This window comes from Corynebacterium pygosceleis (assembly GCF_016595275.2).
In the GTDB taxonomy this organism is placed as follows: Bacteria; Actinomycetota; Actinomycetes; order Mycobacteriales; family Mycobacteriaceae; genus Corynebacterium; species Corynebacterium pygosceleis.
The window spans coordinates 128071-148668 of the sequence record NZ_JAENIQ020000005.1 but is presented as its reverse complement, the minus strand read 5'-3'; the positions used below and the strand labels follow the sequence as shown (position 1 = coordinate 148668).

The 20598-nt window shown below is 67.7% G+C and carries 20 protein-coding genes; 14 read left to right on the top strand and 6 right to left on the bottom strand.

Going from position 1 to position 20598, the window contains the following annotated elements; all coding sequences use genetic code 11:
• Window positions 1-108: 108 nt before the first annotated feature.
• Window positions 109-1275: a glycoside hydrolase family 16 protein gene (locus tag JIM94_RS10590; RefSeq protein ID WP_200250425.1), complete on the bottom strand. Its 1167-nt coding sequence runs from the start codon at window positions 1273-1275 to the stop codon at window positions 109-111.
• Window positions 1276-1587: 312 nt separating this feature from the next.
• Between JIM94_RS10590 and JIM94_RS10585 the strand changes: the two genes are divergently transcribed.
• The 4 genes from JIM94_RS10585 to JIM94_RS10570 all read left to right on the top strand — a co-directional run bounded on the left by JIM94_RS10585 (window position 1588) and on the right by JIM94_RS10570 (window position 5562).
• Window positions 1588-2298 carry a 6-carboxyhexanoate--CoA ligase gene (locus JIM94_RS10585; RefSeq protein WP_200250427.1) on the top strand — a complete coding sequence of 237 codons (711 nt, stop codon included), beginning with the start codon at window positions 1588-1590 and terminating at the stop codon, window positions 2296-2298.
• On the top strand, window positions 2299-3456 hold the full coding sequence (locus JIM94_RS10580) for an aminotransferase class I/II-fold pyridoxal phosphate-dependent enzyme (RefSeq protein ID WP_200250430.1): 1158 nt from the start codon (window positions 2299-2301) through the stop codon (window positions 3454-3456).
• Window positions 3457-3575: 119 nt separating this feature from the next.
• On the top strand, window positions 3576-4553 hold the full coding sequence (locus JIM94_RS10575; RefSeq protein WP_410170858.1) for a sugar-binding transcriptional regulator: 978 nt from the start codon (window positions 3576-3578) through the stop codon (window positions 4551-4553).
• Window positions 4554-4641: 88 nt separating this feature from the next.
• Entirely contained in the window at window positions 4642-5562 is a 921-nt protein-coding gene (locus JIM94_RS10570; protein ID WP_200250452.1) for a Rib/alpha-like domain-containing protein, read from the top strand.
• 60 nt (window positions 5563-5622) lie between these two features.
• On the opposite strand, the gene JIM94_RS10565 is transcribed toward JIM94_RS10570, so the two are convergent.
• The 3 genes from JIM94_RS10565 to JIM94_RS10555 form a co-directional block, all read right to left on the bottom strand.
• Window positions 5623-7404 (bottom strand): NAD(P)/FAD-dependent oxidoreductase, encoded by a 1782-nt coding sequence (locus JIM94_RS10565; RefSeq protein WP_200250456.1) that lies wholly within the window; start codon window positions 7402-7404, stop codon window positions 5623-5625.
• 225 nt (window positions 7405-7629) lie between these two features.
• Window positions 7630-8832, bottom strand: coding sequence for a NupC/NupG family nucleoside CNT transporter (locus JIM94_RS10560; protein ID WP_200250458.1), 1203 nt, complete (start codon window positions 8830-8832; stop codon window positions 7630-7632).
• 54 nt (window positions 8833-8886) lie between these two features.
• The gene (locus JIM94_RS10555; RefSeq protein ID WP_200250460.1) at window positions 8887-9303 is read right to left on the bottom strand and encodes a cytidine deaminase; all 417 of its coding nucleotides are present in this window, start codon (window positions 9301-9303) and stop codon (window positions 8887-8889) included.
• Window positions 9304-9479: 176 nt separating this feature from the next.
• On the opposite strand from JIM94_RS10555, the gene JIM94_RS10550 reads away from it, so the two are divergent.
• The 10 genes from JIM94_RS10550 to JIM94_RS10505 all read left to right on the top strand — a co-directional run bounded on the left by JIM94_RS10550 (window position 9480) and on the right by JIM94_RS10505 (window position 19055).
• Entirely contained in the window at window positions 9480-10772 is a 1293-nt protein-coding gene (locus JIM94_RS10550; protein ID WP_200250466.1) for a thymidine phosphorylase, read from the top strand.
• Between the two features lie 24 nt (window positions 10773-10796).
• Window positions 10797-11459, top strand: coding sequence for a deoxyribose-phosphate aldolase (gene deoC, locus JIM94_RS10545; RefSeq protein WP_200250468.1), 663 nt, complete (start codon window positions 10797-10799; stop codon window positions 11457-11459).
• A 39-nt stretch (window positions 11460-11498) separates the two neighbouring features.
• Window positions 11499-13208: a phospho-sugar mutase gene (locus JIM94_RS10540; RefSeq protein ID WP_200250470.1), complete on the top strand. Its 1710-nt coding sequence runs from the start codon at window positions 11499-11501 to the stop codon at window positions 13206-13208.
• Between the two features lie 160 nt (window positions 13209-13368).
• Complete coding sequence (locus JIM94_RS10535; RefSeq protein WP_200250472.1) at window positions 13369-14079, top strand: hypothetical protein; 711 nt, start codon at window positions 13369-13371, stop codon at window positions 14077-14079.
• Complete coding sequence (locus JIM94_RS10530; RefSeq protein WP_200250474.1) at window positions 14076-14570, top strand: hypothetical protein; 495 nt, start codon at window positions 14076-14078, stop codon at window positions 14568-14570. Before JIM94_RS10535 ends, JIM94_RS10530 begins: the two co-directional genes overlap by 4 nt.
• A 710-nt stretch (window positions 14571-15280) precedes the next feature.
• Window positions 15281-16132 carry a hypothetical protein gene (locus JIM94_RS10525; protein ID WP_200250486.1) on the top strand — a complete coding sequence of 284 codons (852 nt, stop codon included), beginning with the start codon at window positions 15281-15283 and terminating at the stop codon, window positions 16130-16132.
• Between the two features lie 14 nt (window positions 16133-16146).
• Window positions 16147-17055, top strand: a complete 909-nt coding sequence (locus JIM94_RS10520) for a fumarylacetoacetate hydrolase family protein (protein WP_200250489.1) — start codon at window positions 16147-16149, stop codon at window positions 17053-17055.
• Window positions 17056-17108: 53 nt separating this feature from the next.
• Window positions 17109-17459, top strand: a complete 351-nt coding sequence (locus tag JIM94_RS10515) for a DoxX family protein (protein ID WP_200250492.1) — start codon at window positions 17109-17111, stop codon at window positions 17457-17459.
• A 25-nt stretch (window positions 17460-17484) separates the two neighbouring features.
• Window positions 17485-17997, top strand: a complete 513-nt coding sequence (locus tag JIM94_RS10510) for a hypothetical protein (protein WP_200250495.1) — start codon at window positions 17485-17487, stop codon at window positions 17995-17997.
• Window positions 17998-18128: 131 nt separating this feature from the next.
• A complete protein-coding gene (locus JIM94_RS10505) occupies window positions 18129-19055 on the top strand; it encodes a ribokinase (protein ID WP_200250505.1) in 927 nt (308 codons plus the stop codon).
• Here JIM94_RS10505 and JIM94_RS10500 read toward each other — a convergent pair.
• Both JIM94_RS10500 and JIM94_RS10495 read right to left on the bottom strand, forming a co-directional pair.
• Window positions 19046-19201 (bottom strand): hypothetical protein, encoded by a 156-nt coding sequence (locus JIM94_RS10500; protein WP_200250507.1) that lies wholly within the window; start codon window positions 19199-19201, stop codon window positions 19046-19048. The genes JIM94_RS10505 and JIM94_RS10500 overlap by 10 nt on opposite strands.
• A gap of 95 nt (window positions 19202-19296) precedes the next feature.
• Complete coding sequence (locus JIM94_RS10495) at window positions 19297-20589, bottom strand: alpha/beta fold hydrolase (RefSeq protein ID WP_200250518.1); 1293 nt, start codon at window positions 20587-20589, stop codon at window positions 19297-19299.
• Window positions 20590-20598: the final 9 nt, after the last annotated feature.

The following is a 20598-nucleotide window of genomic DNA, read 5'->3' as shown; positions in this document are numbered from 1 at the left end:
CCCCGCAGGCCGACTACACGCGGGAACTGCTCACGGCAGTGCCCGAGACCGATGGTGCGGTAGAGCGGTGACCGGCCGTGTGTCGGGGCCAGCTGAACCGTCTCGTACCTAGATCCCGGGGAACGTGGGCAGATCCGGGAGTCCCGGCAGTGCGGGGAGCTGCAAGTTCTGGGTGAGCCACCCGATCAGGGGGATCGCCAGCAGGCCGAGGACCCCGATCACGCCCAGGAGCTGCGCCACGACGGATGATCCGGACCGGTCTGCGGATGTGGAGGAATCGGTGGGTGCCGGAACAGCGGGCTGTTCGGTGTCATCCGTGTTCTGCGGGTAGGTGACCTGGACGGAGTCGATGATGAGACGGCGGACGGGGAACGGGTCCTCGTCACCGGCGGGCTGCGCCCAGGCCGCGCTCTCGACGTACTGGTTGAGGATGAGCCGCCAGGGTCGGTGCATGATGCGGTCCCAGAGTTCCTGGTCCATGTCCTCCCATTCGTCATGGGAGATGTCCGGGAGGGTCTCGTGCCGCCAGTTCTGGTTGATCGGTGCGCCGTCGAGGGAGAACGCGATCGTCCGCTTGCCGATGTCGGCACGCCAGGTGTGTTCGGCGTCGGTCAGTGCCGGGTAGACCCAGGTCCGACGTTGGCTGTGGCCGACAGTTTTACGGGTCTCCTGGTTGCAGCCGAGGTGCACGGTCGACGGGGACATCGGCAGATTTCCGCCGTGTGTGTAGTGCTCGACCATGTCGATCTCGCCGTAGTATCTGTTGAACCCGGACCCGGTGCAGTATTCGTTGTCGTTCTGCAGCCAGATCGCGCTGCGTGCCCCCCTGACGTCCGGGGTCCGGATTTCTCCGGTGACCTCCGTGGAGAACTCACCTCCCTCGAACCACGGTGTGTACACGCGCGCGGTGGTGTAGAAGGTTTTCTTCCCTTCCGGGCAGGGGTCCTCGGAGATGTTCTCGTCGGTGAGGGCGTCACCCTCGTTGTCCACACAGTGCCGGGCGGTCGTGATGATGAGCTTGCCGTCCTCGAAGGTCACGGCGTCGCCGGTGAGGAATACCTGCTTGTTGCGGTAGTCCCGGCGGTCGGGGACCGCCCAGCCGGGGAGGTCCTCGATGGAGTCGATGCCGTCGAAGGTGTGGCCCCATGCCTCCGGCGCCTGGTTGACCAGTGGCACCTCGATCGCGGGGGGTTCTTCTGCTCCTGCCGGGGACGCGGCGATCGTCGCGGCGAAAAGGGTTGCGGTGACAGCGGTGGCGAAGCTGGCGGGTTTCACGGTTCTCAACGTTTTCAGGCTTTCTCCAGGTGGCATTCCCGGAGAACCTAACACCGCGAGATACCTTTTGGGGCACTAATCCCCGAACGGGCTTAACTAGCGGATCTCAAGCTCCCTTTCAGGGGGTTGACCGCCCCTCCGCAACTTCGCCACCGACACTCCCCGGCCGCGAGGATGGCGGGCGACGCCCGGGAGCACCCCCGACGGGATCCGGCGGGGCTTCACACCAGAAGAGACGCCCCGGCCACGTCGACGGACCGGAGACGGAGGGAACCGCGCGGAACCACACCTGAACGCCGTACAATATCGCCCATGACCACCTATTCCGTGAAGATGCGTGCGAGTGCCGCCGGGCGGCACATCTCCGGTGCCGAACGGATCGTCACCGGTGGTGCGGTTCCGGACTGCGTCACCGCACTGACACGCCGCGCACTGGAGCACCCGAAGGGCGAACCGGATGAGGTGACGGTGACGGTGCGTGCGGTCGACGAATCCCGGATGGAGGTGCTCCCGGTCCTGGCCACCCGGAACGTCGATGCCGGCTCGCCCGCGGAGGCCCGTGCCTTCATCGTCGACGGGTTGAGGCGCCTGGGTGTCCGGAACCCGGCGCGGATCTGGGAACTGTTGACGACGGTCACCGGGTTGCGTGGGGCGATGCTCGTCGACGCCACCACCGGCGAGCGACTGGAACCCGACCCGGCCCGCGGGGTGCGGGTGAGCAACCTCGACCACGCGTCCGCGGACACCGGGTCCCCGGGGAAACTGCACTACCGGGAGGCGATAGCCCTGGCTACGAAGGTCACGGCGCACCCGCACATCATCGCCGAGGTCTGCATCTCCGATGACCCTGACTACACCACCGGTTATCTCGCCTGCGAGGGAACGTACACGCGGGTACCGGCGATGAAGGAGCCCGGCTCACCGGTGGGCACCAGGGTGTTCCTGTACTACGGTCCGGCGTCGGAGGTCGCGGCGTGCGTCGACTGGCTGGAGAACCGGGTCGTGCTGGTGGAGGGGCTGTAGGTGACGTCCCTCGATGATGTGGCCGATGCCCGGAACACCGCCTGGTCCGGGGCGGGGTTGTCCCGGAGTCTCCGGGAGTTCACGGGGCCGCAGGTCCCGGTCGCGCGCATCGACGGCCGCAGGCTCCTGCTCTTCTCCTCGTCCAACTACCTGGGGCTGGCCACGCATCCGGGGGTGACCGGGGCCGCGCGTGCCGCGCTCGGGGTCTACGGTGCCGGATCCGGTGGCTCGAGGCTCACCACGGGGACGACCGATCTGCACACGCGGCTCGAGCGTCGCCTGGCGGAGTTCTTCGGCGGCGACGGGCACGACGACGCGGTGTTCTTCGCCACGGGATACCAGGCGAATGTGGCGGTGCTTCAGACGGTCGCGGGACCGGATGTGACGGTGTACTCGGACTCCCTGAATCACGCGAGCATCATCGACGGCTGCAGGTTGGCGCGGGCGACGGTGCGGGTTTTCCCGCACGGGGATCTCGCCGCACTGGACCGCCTGCTCGGCGAGTGTGCGACCCCACACGCGCTCGTGGTCAGCGACGGTGTCTTCTCCATGGACGGGGATCTGGCGGATCTGCCGGGGCTCGTCACGGTCGCGGGGCGCCACGGGGCCTGGACGATGGTCGATGACGCCCACGGGGTGGGCACGCTGGGTGAGACGGGGCGCGGCAGCGCCGGGTACCACGGGGTGCGCCCCGACATCCTCGTCGGTACCGCGAGCAAGGCTCTGGGCGGCGAGGGCGGTTTCGTGGTGTGTTCTCCGGCGGTGGGCACGTTGCTGCGCAATCAGGCGCGCGGCTTCGTCTACTCCACGGCCCCCTCCGCACCGACGGTCGCGGCCGTGGCGGCTGCGGTCGATGTTCTCGACCGCTCCCCTGAACTGGTGTCCCGGCTCCACGCCAACGTCCGCGAATGCACCGGACGGCTGGGTGTTCGCGCTCACGTGAGCCCGATCATCCCGGTTCCGGTCGGGGACGAGGGTCGGGCGATGGCGCTGTCCCGGGATCTGCGGGAGCGCGGCTTCTTCGTCCCCGCGATACGGTGGCCGACGGTCGCACGTGGTGCGGCGATTCTGCGGGTCACGGTGACGGCGGAGCACACTCCGGAGCAGATCCGGGCACTGACGGGTGCGCTGCGGGAACTCACCACCCGTCATGGGTGAGGGTGCGTGTCCGCCCTCCGGTCGACTGTGCTCAACTGGACGTCGGGGACCACGTCACACCGGTTACGATGAACGGGCGGTACGATTCCCCGCCCCCGAACCGATCCCAGGAGTTTCCCGTGGACGCACGCGACGAACAGGCGCTGACAGCGGTCAAGTTGTATTTCGAGCGCGGTATGTCGCAGGCCGAGGTGGCGGCGGAGCTCGGGGTGTCCCGTCCCACCGCGGCGAAGCTGATCCAGCTGGGGAAGCAGCGTGGTTTCGTGACCATCGAGATCCACGATCCCCGCGAGGTCGACTCCGCCCTGGCGAAGCAGCTCACCTCCCGGTTCGGTCTCGCCGATGTCCGCCTGGCGCACCTCCCCCGGGACACCGACGCCGATCTGCTCCGCGAACTGGGGAAACTCGGCGCAGCGGCGCTGCAGGAGCTCGTCACCGACGGGATGAAGGTCGGGGTGTCCTGGGGCGACACGTTGTATTCGGTGTCGGCGCAGTTGGAGCACACCGATCGACGCGGGGTCGAGATCGTGCAGCTGAAGGGCGGCACCTCCCATTCCGAACGGTCGACGTTCGACATCGAGACGATCAACTCGTTCTGTCTCGCCTTCAACGCGACGGCACGTACGCTGCCGCTTCCGGTGATCTTCGATTCGGAGGAGACGAAGCGCATCGTGGAGCGGGACCGTCACATCGCGCGCATTCTCGCCGCGGGCCGGGAGACGGACCTGGTGACGTTCACGGTCGGCGACGTGCACCGTGGTTCGCTCCTGCTGAATCTCGGGTACCTCTCGGAAACCGAGATCGACACACTGCTCGACAGGGCCGCCGGGGACGTGTGTTCCCGGTTCTTCACCGCGGGTGGTGAGGTCGCCCTGCCGAGCATCGACGACCGTACGGTGGGGATCACCCTGACGGAGCTCGCCTCCCGTCCGATCCGCCTGCTCATCGCCGGTGGTGCGGCGAAGACCACGGCGATCGCCACGGCGCTCGACATGGGGCTGGCGACGCACCTGGTGATCGATCGCCCGACGGCGCTCCGGGTACTGGACGTCGCGGGGACGGAGGGGCCCGGCGGAGGAGACACGGGACGTGAATGAACATTCTTTCCATTAGACTTGTTGGAAATCTATTCCATTAGTAGGATTACCTCCGTCCCCTCCCCCGAGAAGAACGGAAGTAACACCCGTGACCATCTCCCGTGTCCGCAACCACCGCGCACTGTGCGCGGCCAGCCTCACCCTCGCCCTCCTCGCCCCGGTCACCGCCGCCCCGGCCGCCATGGCGGAAGAGGGTACGGAAACCACACTGACCGGCCGCTACGACCCTCTCTTCGGCGAAGCCCGGGCCAAGGTCGGCGAGGCCGCCACGAGTGCCGCGACGACCTTCGACGACACCACCACCGACCGGCTCGATGAAGCCCCCGCGCCGGAGAGGACCACCTTCACACTGGGCGACGGCGCCCCGGGGAACGCGGAGATCAACTCCGCCACCGGCGAGGTCACCTACACGGCCACCCATGATGACGCGGGGAAGGTCATCGAGATCCCGGTCGTCGTGACCTACTCCGACGGGTCCACGGATGAGGGCACCGTGTACTTCGTGGTGGCCGACCCCCATGGCGGCACCGCGAAGAAATACACGGTGAACTACACCGCCACCCACGCCCACACCGGTGAGAAGGCCGTGTCCGAGGCCCCGACGTTCGACGACACCACGACCGAGGAGGTCGAGACCCTCCCCGCCCCCGAGGGCGCCGTCTTCAAACTCAGCCGTGATGCACGGGACGCCGGGATCGACCCCTCGACGGGCGTCGTCACGTTCACCGCCCGGGAGTCCGACGCGGACACGACCGTCAACGTCCCCGTCGTGGTCTTCTACCCGGATGACAGCCACGCCCACGCCGACGCACCGTTCGAGGTGTTCCACCACGATCACGGGCATCACGGCGACGAGCCCGGCGATCCCGCCCCGACACCCGCCGGCAGCAGCGGGGGGACGGGGACCGCGCTCCTCGGGGCCGGTGCGCTGCTCGCACTGGTCGCGGGAATCGTGCACTTCCTCAGGACCCATCCGTTGACCGTCCCGGGACTCCCCCTCCCCCGGTAGAAACGGTCGTTCCGCACCCCGGGCACCCGGCACGGACGGTCGGTTCCCGGGGTGTCCGCGTCACCCGGGGTGATGAACCTCGGCGAGGGCGTACACCGGGGTGTCCATCTGCTCCATCCTGGCCTTGAGCTGCAACGCCAGATAGCGACTGTAGTGGCGGGACTGGTGCAGGTTTCCACCGTGGAACCAGAGGTTGGGCTGCCTGGTCGGCTTCCACATGTTGCGCAGCTCGCCCTCCCAGGGCCCCGGGTCCCGCGTCGTGTCCGAACCCAACCCCCAGCACCGCCCCACGGTCTCCGCGACCTCCGGGGAGATCAACTGCGCCGCCCAGCCGGTCATGGATCCGTAGCCGGTGGCGAGGACGATGACATCGGCGGGGAGTTCGGTGCCGTCGGTGAGCACGACCGAGTCACGCTTCACCTCGGCGATCGTCACACCCGAGTGAAGCTCGATGTCACCGTCGATGATGAGCTGGCTCGCACCCACGTCGATGTAGTAGCCGGAGGCGCGGCGGAGATACTTGAGGAACAGTCCGGACCCGTCCTCGCCGAAGTCGAGGAGGAATCCGGCGTCCTCGAGTTTCCGGTAGAACTCGGCGTCCTGTTCCCGGATCCGGCCGAAGATGGGCTTCTGGGCCTCCGCGAGATGCCGGTAGGGAACGGAGGCGAAGAGGAGGTCCGCGGTGTCCGTGTCGATTCCCGCCTCCAGCGCATCCTCCGAGTAGAGCGGGCCGAAAACCTCCCGCATCAGTGATTCCGAGCGGACGATGTGTGTCGAGGAGCGTTGGATCATCACCGGGTGAGCGCCGTTGGCGTGGAGATCCGCGCAGATGTCGTGGGCGGAGTTGTTCGCACCGAGGACGATCACGTTCTTTCCGGCGTCGGCGCCACCACCCGGATGCTGTGAGGAATGCCTGATCTCGCCCGCGAAGTTCTCCTGCCCGGGCAGTGTCGGCACGCTGGGGACACCGGACATACCGGTGGCCAGAACGAGATGCTCGGGAAGAAGGGTGAGGTTCTCCCCCTCCCGGTTCACCTCGACACGCCACCGTCCCTCTCCCTCATCGAAGTCGGCGGAGAGGCACGAGGTGTCCGACCAGTAGTCGAGGTCCATGATCCCCACGTAGTGTTCCAGCCAGTCCCCCATCCTGTCCTTGGGCGTGAACACCGGCCAGTGGTCCGGGAACGGGAGGTAGGGAAGGTGGTCGTACCACACCGGATCATGCAGGCAGAGCGAATGGTAGCGGCTGCGCCACTGGTCCCCGGGACGCGGGTGCCTGTCGATGATCAGTGCCGGGACACCGAGTCTCTTCAACCGCGCACCCAGGGCTATTCCCCCCTGACCTCCGCCGACGATGAGGACGAAGGGCTGTTCACTGATCCCGAGACTGGCCCGCCGGTCGTCCCGCCTGTCCGCCCAGTTCCTTCTGTCCGGCCCCGGACGCCCGTGGTCGGCACCCCGCTCGCGACGGCGCCCGGAGGGCTCCGGGTGTTCGATGAGTTCCTGTGCGGAGGTCGTGAGCATCGATGCCCTCCCGTCACGCAGACGCACCACTCCCCGGCAGTGGAAATCCGCGGTGTCGAAGGTAAGGAAGGACCAGTCGTCCTCCCCCGGTTCAACCATCCTCACGGTACGCATCGCGCAGCGCGGCCAGGTTTCCCGAATCATGTCGGTGATCGCGTCCAGACCTTCGGCGGTGTGTATGTTCCAGGTGAACGCGGCCAGGTCACGCCAGCACGCGTCCTCGGTGAACAGTGCGGCCAACTCCGTCGCGGCTTCTTCCGGGCTCAGCTGTTCCGCCCTGGCGGTGACGGCGGCGAGTGCCTCGACCCACGCCCGCACCCCACCGTCCGACGTGGTGTCCGGTGCGGCGTCCCTGGAACGGTCCGTCTCCTGTGGTGCTGTCGTACCCCTCGGCTGGGGTGCCGGGCGGATGATCCACCCGCCCGGACTGTGTTTGCCAACACAATAATCCCCCTTGGAGTGTCGTGCATCACATTCGGCACTTTTTATCCGCCCACGAACGGAAAAAGGGGGGCTCTGCCCCCCCTTCCCGATCCACCCGCGTCAGAACACGACGACACCGACGATGGCGGCGTTGAGCATGTTGACGGTGAATCCACCGAGCAGAGCCCAGGGCCCGAGCTTGGCGACCTCGCCGCGACGCTCGGGGACGAGACCACCGATCGCACCGATCTGGATGGCGATGGAGCTGAAGTTCGCGAAGCCGGCGAGCGCGAAGGTCGTGATCATCACGGTCTTCGGGGAGAAGGAGTCGACCTGCGGACCGAAGGATGAGAACCCGACGAACTCGTTGATCACGGTCTTCTGGCCGATGAAGTTGCCGACATCCAGCGCCTCCGACCAGGGCACACCGATCAGCCACGCGACGGGGGCGAAGAACACACCGAACACCGCCTCCAACGACCAGTTGTCCTGCCCGAACCAGCCACCGATGCCGCCGATCATCGCCGAGAGCATGGTGATCAGCGCGATGAACGCGATGAGCAGGCAACCGACCGCGATGGCGATCTTGCCGCCCGCCATCGCACCGGAACCGATGGCGTCGATGATGTTCTTCGATTCGGTGTCACGGACGTCCCGGATACTGGCGTCCAGGTCGGACTCCTCGGTCTCGGGCATGAATGCCTTGGCGACGATCAGGGAACCCGGCGCGTTCATCAGGGAGGCCGCGAGCAGATACTCCAACGGGGCCCCCAGGAGCGAATAGCCGATGAGCGTGGAGCCGGCGACGGAGGCGAAACCACCGGTCATGCAGGCGAAGAGCTCACTGCGGGTCAGCTTGGGCAGGTAGGGGGCGACAACGAGGGGCGCCTCGGACTGACCGAGGAATATCACGGTTGAGGCGAAGACACTCTCGACCTTGGAGGTCCCGAGCAGCCATTTCAGGGCCCCTCCGAGGATGTCGACGAAGTACTGGATCACGCGGAGATAGTAAAGGGCACCGATGATGGCCCCCAGGAAGATGATGACGGGAAGAACGTTCAGGGCGAAGATGAAGCCGTTGTCGCCACCGAACACGAACTGCGTGCCCTCGTTGGTGAAGTCGGTGAGTTTCTCCAGCCCGTGGGCGACGGACTTCAGTGCGTTGTATCCGACGTCCCACTTCAGGACGAGCAGCGCGAAGGCGATCTGGAGGAGCAGACCGACCCCCAGGGTGCGCCACTTGATGGCGGAACGGTGTCGGGAGAAGAGTATCGCCAGGCCGAAGATGAGGGCGATGCCCAGCAGTCCCTGGAAGCGGTCCATGGGGTCTCCTAATGGTCGGAGTGGTTTCGTGGGGTGATTCCCGGTGGGAGGGTTCTAGAGTGAGTCGGGGCCGAACGCATGGGGCAGCAGGTCCCGGAAATCGATGCTGACCGGATCCCCGGAGGGCCCCTCGACGATCACCCGTTCACAGCTGAACTCCCCCAGCACCTGACGGCAGGCACCACAGGGGTGACAGGGGGAGGCCTTCAACCCGACGACGGCGGCCGCCACGATGTGTGGACGACACCCGTCCCCGTCCACCCCCTCCCGCTCGGCGATCATCCGGCCCGCCGCGGTACGTTCGGCACAGACGGTCAGACCGTAGGACGCGTTCTCGACGTTGCACCCGGTCACCGTCCGCCCGTCATCAAGCAGGAGGGCCGCCCCCACCGGAAAACCGGAATAGGGGGCGTAGGCGTTGCCTGCGGCGGTGCGGGCCAGGTCGAGGAGTTCTGCGTCTGACACTGTCATGTCGGATCCTTCCGGGAGGGGACGGAAATCACATGAACAGTTGTCAATGTTTTCATTGACATTTGTTCACCACATTATGATAATCGGGCTGTGTACCACCACACAAGGGTTTTCCGGATTTAACCCCGGTCACAGTACCGCAGGCCGGCATCCGCAGGCAGCACGAGGAGCAGGACATGGCAACGACATTCGACACCGTGGACATCATCCGGACCAAGCGGGACGGGGGTGAACTCAGTACAGCGGAGATCGACTGGATCATCGACGCCTACACCGACGGGGGTGTCGGGGACGAACAGATGGCCGCCCTCGCGATGGCGATATTCCTCAACGGCATGACCGCCCGGGAGACCAGCCGGTGGACCCGGGCGATGATCGCCTCCGGCGAACGACTGGACTTCTCGGGGCTCGGCAAGCCGACGACGGACAAGCATTCCACGGGTGGGGTGGGTGACAAGATCACCTTGCCCCTCGCCCCTCTCGTCGCCTCCTTCGGGGTCGCCGTCCCGCAGCTTTCCGGGCGCGGACTCGGCCACACGGGCGGCACCCTCGACAAGTTGGAGGCGATCCCGGGATGGCGGGCGGACATCTCCACGGAACGCATGATGGAGATCCTCCGGGATCCGGGCTGCATCGTCTGCGCGGCCGGATCCGGGCTCGCCCCGGCGGACCGCAAGCTCTACGCACTGCGGGACATCACGGGAACCGTCGACTCGATACCGCTGATCGCCAGCTCCATCATGAGCAAGAAGATCGCGGAGGGAACCTCGGCCCTGGTCCTCGACGTCAAGGTCGGCGACGGCGCGTTCATGAAGGACCTGGACACCGCCCGCGAACTCGCCCGCACGATGGTCGAACTGGGCCGTGCCGCGGACGTCGACACCCGCGCCCTGCTGACCGACATGTCCACTCCCCTGGGCCGCACCGTGGGCAACGCCCTCGAGGTGCGGGAATCCCTCGAGGTTCTCGCCGGCGGCGGACCGGCGGACGTCGTCGAGCTCACCGTGGAACTCGCCCGGGAGATGCTCGACGCGGCCGGTGTCCGGGACGCGGACGTCGAGGAGGCCCTCGCGGACGGTCGTGCCATGGACACCTGGCGGAGGATGATCCGCGCCCAGGGCGGGGACCCGGATGCCGAGCTGCCGACGGCCGCCCACACGCACGTGGTCACGGCCGACCGGGACGGTGTCCTGGAGCGCCTCGACGCACTCCCCGTCGGTGTCGCCAGCTGGCGCCTCGGCGCCGGACGCGCCCGCAAGGAGGACAGCGTCCAGGCGGGGGCCGGTGTGGAGATCCACGCGGTCCCCGGAGACACCGTCACCGCCGGCCAGAAACTGTTCACACTGCACACCGACACCCCCGAGCGCTTCGGACGGGCCATCGACTCCCTCTCGGAGGGTTATTCTCTCGCACCGGGGGGCAGTGACGTCCCGGTCCGTGAGTCCGCCGTCCTCGACCGCATCAACTGACCATTCCAAGGAGATCTGAAAGACATGACCGCACACACCCGCGCAGAGATCGCCCGCATCATCGACCACACCCTGCTCAAGCCGGAGGCCACCGCCGACCAGGTCGCGGATCTCGTCACCGAGGCCGCGAAGCTGAACTGCTACTCCGTCTGCGTCTCCCCTTCCCAGCTGCCCGTCGAGGTACCCGAGGGACTGCACGTCGCCACCGTCGTCGGTTTCCCGTCCGGTGCGGTCAGGCCCGAGATCAAGGCCGCGGAGGCCGCCCGCGCCGTCAGCGACGGCGCCGACGAGGTCGACATGGTCATCAACATCGCCCTGGCGAAGGAGAAGTGCTCCGACGAGCTCGAGTCCGAGATCCGCGCCGTCCGCGGGGCCTGCCCCGCCCCGGTCGTGCTGAAGGTCATCATCGAGTCCGCCACGCTCGACGACGACGCGATCGTCGCGGCCTGCCGTGCCGCCGAGGCCGCCGGTGCCGACTTCGTCAAGACCTCCACCGGGTTCCATCCGGCCGGTGGCGCCAGCGTCCACGCGGTGAAGCTCATGGCCGACACCGTCGGCGGCCGGCTCGGGGTCAAGGCCTCCGGCGGCATCCGCAGCGCCGACGACGCCGTCGCGATGGTCGAGGCCGGGGCCACCCGACTCGGACTGTCCTCCTCCGCCGCCGTCCTCGACGGACTCGACGACTGACACGATCAACCCCCGTTCCGCCAGAAAGGCGTGATCCGCATGACCATCATCGACCGTGCCCGCGACTGGGCGTCCCACGACCCCGATCCCGCGACGCGGGAGGAACTCAACCGACTCATCGACTCGGCGGTGAGCTCCACCGCCGACGGTGCAGCCGCCACTGAACTGGAGCCCCGCTTCGCCGGCCCCCTGACGTTCGGCACCGCCGGACTCCGGGGCAGGGTCGGCGCCGGCGAGACCCGGATGAACCGTGCGGTGGTCACCCGCGCGACCCACGGACTGATGTCGTGGCTGAACGAACAGGTCGACGGCACCCCCACCGTGGTGATCGGCTGCGACGCCCGCCACGGTTCCGCCGACTTCCGGAAGGCCGCCGCGGGCGTGGTCGCCGCGGCGGGGGGACGCGCACTGGTGCTGCCCGCGCAGCTGCCCACCCCCGTCACCGCGTTCGCGGTCCGGCACCTGGGTGCCGATGCGGGAATCATGGTCACCGCGTCCCACAATCCCCCGGACGACAACGGCTACAAGGTGTACCTGGGTGGCCGGGTCGCTCCGGGGCCCGCGGAAGGTGTCCAGCTGATCGGTCCGGCGGACGCCGAGATCGCCGACGCCATCGCCGCGGCACCTCCCGCGGACGAGATCGCGCTCGCCTGGGAGAAGGCGGAGCACGTCGACGTCCTGGACGCCTACCTGGCCCGTGCCGGGGAGATCGGTCGGACGTTCCCGGCGGCGGATGGGGCCCGCCCGAACCTCCGGGTGGTGCTCACCCCGATGCACGGCGTCGGTGGATCCACCGCTGTCCGTGCCCTGGAAGCGGCCGGGTTCACGGACGTGCACCTCGTTCCCGGCCAGGCTGAGCCGGACCCCGACTTCCCCACCGTGGCGTTCCCCAACCCGGAGGAGCCCGGTGCGCTCGACCTGTCGATGGAGCTGGCCAGGGAGATCGACGCCGACATCATCATCGCCCTCGACCCGGACGCAGACCGCTGCTCCACGGCCGTCCCGGACGCGGACGCGCCCGGCGGATGGCGTCAGCTCACCGGTGATGAGATCGGGGCCCTGCTCGGTGAGTTCCTCGCTTCCCGTGGGGAGAACGGCGGCACCGCCGAGGCCCCGGTGCTGGCGAACTCCATCGTCTCCGGGCGTCTCCTCGGCAGGATCGCGGAGTTCCACGGTCTGCGGCATGAGACGACGTTGACGGGGTTCAAGTGGATCGCCCGGACCCCGGGCATGATCTTCGGGTACGAGGAGGCCATCGGGTACTGCTGCGATCCGGGGCACGTGCGGGACAAGGACGGGGTGACCGCTGCGGTGACGATGTGTTCACTGGCGGCCGATGTGAAGGGGCGCGGCAGGACGCTACGGGACGAACTGGACGATCTGGCGCGCACCCACGGTCTCCACGCCACAGCTCCGCTGACGTTCCGGGTGGCGGACACGTCCCTCATATCGGAGGGGATGCGCACCCTGCGTTCGACCCCTCCACGTGAGTTGGCCGGATCCCCCGTCGTGGAGTGCGTGGACCTCCTGGACGGTTACCGGGGACTGCCGCCGACGGACGGGATCCTGCTGATCACCCGTGACGATGACCGCGTCATCGTGCGCCCCTCCGGAACCGAACCGAAGCTCAAGTGCTATCTCGAGGTGGTACTGTCCGTGGAGGACGGCGGTCCGGTACCCCACGGGACCGCCGGGGCACGCCTGGAGCGGATCAGGTCGGACATGGCCGCAGCCACGGGGATGGGCTGACCCGCGCACCACACATCCAGGCTTTGACCAGCTCATTCACAGTTCAGCCCGGGTCGGGCGTGTCCCCGCCCGGGCTGAACTGTCTCCGGTTGCGCCTGGCCTATAGTGTCCCGTAGGCGGTCCAGGTGAAACCGCATGAGCGATGAAAGGAATCCACGCGATGACGACGCCCCGGGGCAGGCACGCCCGGAACGACGACGACACCGTCGTTTCGGTCACCGGCGTCCGGTTGAACACGGAGTCGTTCAGGGTCCCCACGGGAGCCGAGTTCATCGCCATCACCCACGGCGCCCCGACAACCTCGTCCTGGCCCCCGGCCACGGACTCACCGCGTGCCGGGGTGGAGCCGGAACCCGTCGACACCGACGTGTCACCGCAGCCCGCCGTGACACCCTCCGAGGTGTTCCGGCGGCGTGTCCTCTCACACCGGGCCGCAGCGCACCCCGCCACGGTCCCAGCGTCACCCGCCACGGCACCGGCGGCACGGGGAGCTGCGCCACGCGTCGCGGAGTCCCGGATGCCGAGCCCCCGGAGAACGGCACCGGTTCCGGCTCCGTCACCCGCCGGGAGGAGCTCCCACGGGCACCGGAGACGCGGAGACGCGGTCGGGTCATTCGTCAGCCTGTGGCGTCTCCCCTCGGGCACCGAACCCCATCTCCTCCGCCCGACGGCACAGCGTCAACTGACCTACTGGCTGTTCACCACCCTGGCCTGCTGTGTCGGCCTCGGGATCGGGTTGGCGTTGCTCATTCACGGACTCGTGGACGGGATGCCGTACGGCACGTACCTCGGCTGCCTGCTGTCGACCTCGGCACTCTGCCTCTTCTTCTGCGCCAACGCGTTCCTCCGCCCCGGGGACGTCGTGCGATGACCGCGTACATCACGGCCGGTGTCTTCGCGATGGGCCTCTCGTACATGCTGGTGACACTCGTCAGCCTTACCGGTGCACGATCCACCGCGAGGCGCGCCTGGTCGAAGGTCCGGCGGACCCGATCCCCCGGACCGGTGGCCGAGTTCGAGCTGCTCGGCGACTCCCGTTGTCCGGACCTGAGGGATCTTCCGGTTCTGGGCACCTACATCATGGGGCGCCCCGACGGGGCGGTACCGGACGCGGAACTCGGGATGATCCGTGCGGATCTCCGCCGCCGGGCCCACCTGTGGGGTACCGCGGCCAGGATCCTCTGGACCGCCGCGCTGGTTCTCCCTGCGGTGAACGTTCCCGCCCTCATCACCGGCACACCGACCCCGGCGTTCTTCGTCGTCTGCCTGTCCACCGTCACGCTCGTGGCCACCGCATCCTGGGCCACCGTCGCAGCCTCCGCCCTCCGCAGCCACGCGGTCAAGGTTCCGGTTCCTTTCTGAGGGTTTCCGGGCACCCGCCGGTGCCCGCGAGCCGACCGCACCGGCACCCGCGACACGGAAACCCGATTTGCCGGCATTTACACGTAAAGGTGTCGCCTCCCCAACCATTTCCCCACAACGACCAGAGTCGAAAACGGGAAAATGGACAGGCATCATTCACACAGCTTCCCCACAGTTGAGAACGGCTGAATCGACGACGTTCACGAAGAAACATAAATTGTGTGGTAAATCACATTCCACATTAAGGGATTATCTTTCGCCACCCCCGCAACAGCTGTTCAAGTTCGTCCACAAACGAAAAATCGCCCCCTCGACACAACCTCGACCACGGGCAAACACAGAGGAGGGAACAACCGGTAGACCTCCACAACCTCTCCCGAAAGTCGACCACGCAGCCGGCAATCGGGGGTACCTCACCTCCACAGTCAGCTCACAGATCATGTCAATGCCCCTGAGAGCGGACGGGAGAAAGGGGGCGAATGAAACATTTGCCGTCAAACACGGATCGGGGTGAATAACGCGCACCGTTCCGCGCATTCACCCGCTTCAGCACGGTCACACATTGCCCGGAAATCATCCGCATCTCTACGATTCACACAGCCCCCGAAAAGAATCCACACATCCCTGCCAGATCTCGGGTGATCCATCGACACCCGGCCAACCCCGTGGGCACGGTCACACATCGACGAAACACAGAAAGCGAGCTCCGGATGGCGGCACCGACCACACGACGTCTCACCGTCCCCCTCGTGACTCTCGTGGTGATCCTGCCCACCGTGGTGTCACCGGCATCCGCCACCACAGACCCCGGGTTCGACCACCATCCGTCGATCGTCACCGGCCGGGCGGTACCGGCCGAAACCTCCTCCCCACCGGACGCCGTCAACGTCGGTGCGGACATGCCGCCGGAATCCCCCGCCGGGGTGCCCTCCGGGCAGTCCTCCACCCCGGTGACGGGAGCCACGTCCGCCCTGCGCACGCTCGCCGCCGGACATTCCACGACCACGGACACCGTCACCCCCACCACCGTGTCCCCTCCGCCCACCGGCGAACCGGTGTCCTCTCCGGCCCCGGAGACCGGTGCACCCGGTGACGGGGAGGGCACCGGGCCGACAGCCCCACCGGTCCACGACGTCACCGCGACCACCGGAGGATCCGCCACGGGGCGGGCTACCGCCACGGCGACGCCGACCCCCTCATCCACCGTTCTCCCCTGGTGGGTCCTCCGGTTCCTCCCGCTCGGTGTTCTCGGAATCATCAGCGAGACCCGGCCCGACGCACAGTCCCGGAGCGGGATGACCGTCTCCGCCGCGTCCACCGGTCCGGTGGCGGGAACCACTCCGGCACCGGCACCGCCCGCGACGGGAACGCCCGGACGGACGGCGGGGCGACGTTCCGGCGCGGACACGGCGGACACCATCGTCGGGAGGCGTCTCGCGGACACCGGAGTGGCCGTCCGCCCCGCGCTTTTCACCGCGTTTATCCTGATGCTCGTCGGGGCGACGTTGCTGATCCGACGTCGGAACGGGGCTGTCCCGGACAGCTACCGCCCCGTCCGCTGATATACGATCCACGCATGCGACTACTGACTTTCCGAACACCCGACGGCCGGACCCTTCCGGGGCTCATCGCCGATCCGGAAGCTGCGGAAACCGCCCTCACCAAGGCGCTCCGCGCCGGTGACGGTCCCTCCGCCGTCCTCCGGGTGCATCCGATCTCCGCGGCCGGGGTACGGAACGTGGGGGATCTGCTCCAGCGGGAGAACTGGCGGGATCTCGTCTCGGGTCCGCACGTCGACACGGTGGACATCTCCGCCCGGGACCTCGCACCGGTCATCCCCCGTCCGGGAAAGATCCTGTGCACCGGACTCAACTACGCGGACCACATCACCGAGATGGGACATGAACTCCCCGACGTCCCCACCCTGTTCGCCAAGTTCCCCGATGCCCTCACAGGTCCTTTCGACGGGGTCGAGGTCCCGGCGGACAATTCCGGGGCGCTGGACTTCGAGGGGGAACTCGCCGTCGTCATCGGTCGGGATGTCCCGCTCGGCGGCGCACCGGATGAGGTCTCCGCGACAGAGGCGATCGCCGGGTACGCCGTGTTCGACGACTTCACCATGCGGGACCTGCAGTACCGCACCGCGCAGTGGCTCCAGGGAAAGAACCTGTGTTCCGCATCGGGGTTCGGGCCGTGGATGACCACGGGGGACGCGTTCGATCCCGGGTCCGCCACACTGGTCACACGGGTCAACGGCGTGGAGAAACAACGTGCGGACACCCGGGAGCTGGTGTTCAACCCGGCGGCGCTGGTGCGGTTCATCACCACCTTCATCAATCTCCGTCCGGGCGACGTCATCGCGACCGGCACGTCCGGCGGTGTCGGCTGGGCGAGGTCCCCCCGCGAGATGCTCACCGACGGTGACACCGTCACCGTCGAGATCACCGGGCTCGGCGGAATCTCGAACCGGATCACCGTCCGCTAGCGAGGCGGGTGCCGCCGCGGACCACGGTGCGTTCCCGGGTATGCTCTGACCCCATGAGAGGTTTCCTGATCGCACTGTTCAGTTCAGCGGGGATCATGCACTTCCTCCGTCCGGAGGGGTTCGACCGGCTCGTTCCCGGGAAACTTCCGGGGGACCGCCGGGCGTGGACCTACGGATCGGGTTACCTCGAGCTGGCGACGGCACTGCTCCTCGCCATTCCGGGGACACGCCGCATCGGTGGCCTGGTGACGGCACTGCTGATGGTGGGGGTGTGGCCGGGGAACATGAAGATGGCATGGGATTACCGGAACAAGGCACCGTGGTTGCGGGTTCTGTCCGTTCTCCGGATTCCGCTCCAGATCCCGCTGATCCGGGCGGGCCTGCGGATCTGGAGGGGGAGGTGAACGGGCCGACACCGCGGTTGACACGGTGAGCCGCTACTTCATCGTCGATGTCGAATCGACGTCCGCGACGCCCTTCTCCGGTGTCATGACGGAGTTCGCCGTCGTCCACTTCCGTGACGTCCCCGGGGTCGACCGGCAGAGGGACACGTTCCACGGTGTCCTGGTCGGGACCCTTCCCCCGGATGGCCCGGTGCCCGTCCCCGATCCGGACGCCCCACCGGTCGATCCGTTCCCCGTCGCACTCTCCCTCGAACTGTGGCTCGCTGAGCGGACGACGTCCACCCCGACCTTCGTCAGCGACAATCCCGCTTTTGATTTCATGTGGATCGCCTGGTTGTTCGACAGTCTGGGGAGGAGGAACCCGTTCGGTTTCTCCGCCCGCCGGATCGGGGATTTCCACGCCGGTCTGACCGGTGATTTCAATGATGCACACCGGTGGAAGGAACTGCGCCGTACCCCGCACACCCACCATCCGGTCGATGATGCCGTGGGCAACGCTGAGGCGCTGCACGCGCTGATCCACCGCCGGGAACGGTAGGAATCCGACGGGTTCCGGCGGTGTCCCCGCGTTTCGCCGTCACGGTCCCGGATGCTGGCACAATGGGGAGGCACACAGTCCGACCGGGCGGGACCCTGCGCCGCTCATCACCCGTTCCGCCGAGGAGAATCATGAAGGACCAGCATCTTCCCGTCACTGTCGTCGGTTCCATCAACGCCGATCTCACCGTCTCCGTCGCGCGTCGCCCGGGCCCCGGGGAAACCGTCATGGCGTCGGGCGGAGGAATCTCCCCGGGCGGCAAAGGCGCGAACCAGGCCGTCGCCGCCGCACTCCAGGGGGCGGAGGTCCGTTTCGTGGGGGCCGTCGGCGATGACGCACACGCCGCACCTGCGACGGCGGTGCTCCGTTCCGCCGGGGTGGATCTGGACGCGGTCGAGAGCGTTCCCGGGGCGACGGGGCTCGCGGTGATCACCGTCGACGGGTCCGGGGAGAACTCGATCATGGTCATCCCCGGGGCGAACGCCGCCGTGGACGCCGGGTTCGTCGGGAGATTCCGTGACACGGTGGCTGGTGCGGGGATCGTTCTCCTCCAGGGCGAGATCCCGGCATCCGGTTTCCGCGCCGCCGTGGAGGCGGCGACGGGACGTGTCGTCGTCAATCTCGCCCCCGTCGTGGAGGTCGACCGGGATGCACTGCTGCGGGCTGACCCGTTGATGGCGAATGAACACGAGGCCGGGCTGATCCTGACACAGTTGGGGCACGACGGTGAGGTGGCGGTGACCGCGGGCCCCGAGGCCTGTGCCCGCGCACTCGTCGACGCCGGATTCGCCTCGGTGATCCTGACGCTCGGTGCCGCCGGTGCGTTGGTCGCCACACCGGACGGGAGTGAGAGGGTGGACACCCCCTCCGTCACCCCGGTGGACACGACGGGTGCCGGTGACGCGTTCGCCGGCGCGTGCGTGGCACGCCTCGCGGTCGGCGATGACCTGGTGTCCGCCGCACGCCACGCGGTCCGGGTGGGGGCGTACGCGGTGACCGGACACGGTGCACAGGACTCCTACCCGGGGCCCGGCGCGGAACTTCCGGGTCAGGAGTAGGCCTGGGGCGGTACCTCGTCGGGATGGAGCAGATGCTCCTCATCGACGAGGAAACTGTCGAACAGACCCTCGAGTTCCGCCGGGATGTCGGCGCCGTGGCCGGTGCCGTCGAACGCTCCGGTGTCGAGATGGTCCTTGTCACTCACGTGGCGTGTCCTCCGTGACGGTGTCTGTCTTCTTCCGCGTCGCCTCGGGCGTGCGGTTGCCTCCACCCTAGCGCGCGGGCAACCGTGTCCCGCCCTCAGTGGTCCCGGACCAGTTCCATCAGACGTCCGAGGATGCCCGCACCGTCGTGATGGATGCCGTCGTGCTGGAACCGGTTCGTGATGTGGGGTCTGAGGTCACGGAACACCTCGGCCGTCTCCAGGGAGAACCGCATGGGGACGTAGACGTCGTCGACGTAGATCGCGGCGGCTGCGACGGCCGGTGACGAGGCGATCGTGTCGGCGTCGTAGAGACGTGACCAGTCGTCCTTCGCGGCGAGGTCCTCGGCGACCCTCCGGAACGGAACCAGTGCCGGGTCCTCCTCGAACTGCCACGGATAGACGTGTTCACCGGTGAGGTAAAAGGGCACGGAACGGTCGCGGGGATCGGACTCCTCGGCGAAGCCCTCCACCTCGTTCCGCATGCGGTGTGCGGACCAGTCGGTCGCACCGGGGACCGTGCCACCGTAGATCGATTCGTGGACCACCGCGTAGAGAGGGTGCCGCTCCAGGCTGACGCGGGCGCCGACGTCGTCGAGGAAGTCCCGGCGCAGCCGCTTCTCCCCCCGCACCTCGTGGAAGGGTTGTTCGAGGAGGTAGTACAGGGTGTCGAATCCTGCACCCCGGCCGAGCTCGGTGCCGATGAGCCGGAACCTGCGGGAACTCAGCCGTTCCCCGGTGGGCAGTCGTTCGTCGGAGTTGTCGAGGTGGTGGCAGACCTCGCGTATCCGGTCCTCGACCCAGCCGAAGCGCGTGTAGAAGTCCCGGTGCCTGCGGGCCAGTTGCGTGTAGGTCGCCCGGTAGACGTCGTCGATCCCCCGGCTGACGGTCGGCAGCCCTCCGGTGAGCAGGGCAGTGTCGACGCTGTCGGGGTACCGGGAGAGATAGGTGGTGATGCAGAAACCGCCGAAACTCTGCCCGTAGAGGGACACCCGCTTCTCCCCGAGGTGTTCCCGGAGCCGCTCACAGTCCTCGACGATGAGATCCGCACGCAGCAGTGCGAGACGTCGGGTGAGGTCGGTGTCACCGATGTGCGGGCAGGCTGCGTCGATCCGGCCCGACCGTCCGGTGCCGCGCTGATCCAGGAGGACGAGTCGGTGGGTCTTCAGGACCTCTCCGATCCAGCCGCTGATCCCGGTGGGCCGGGGCGAGGGGTTGCCGGGTCCGCCCTGGAGAAAAATCAGGACCGGGAGATTCTCCCCTCCGTCGGGAATGATCTCCCGGGCGTAGAGATCGAGGTCACCCAGACACGGGTCCGTCGGATCCCAGGGAACGGAGATGGTGTGGCTGCGGAACGTGTGCCCGAATCGTCGGCTGGTGGTGACGGTCATAGCGCCCCA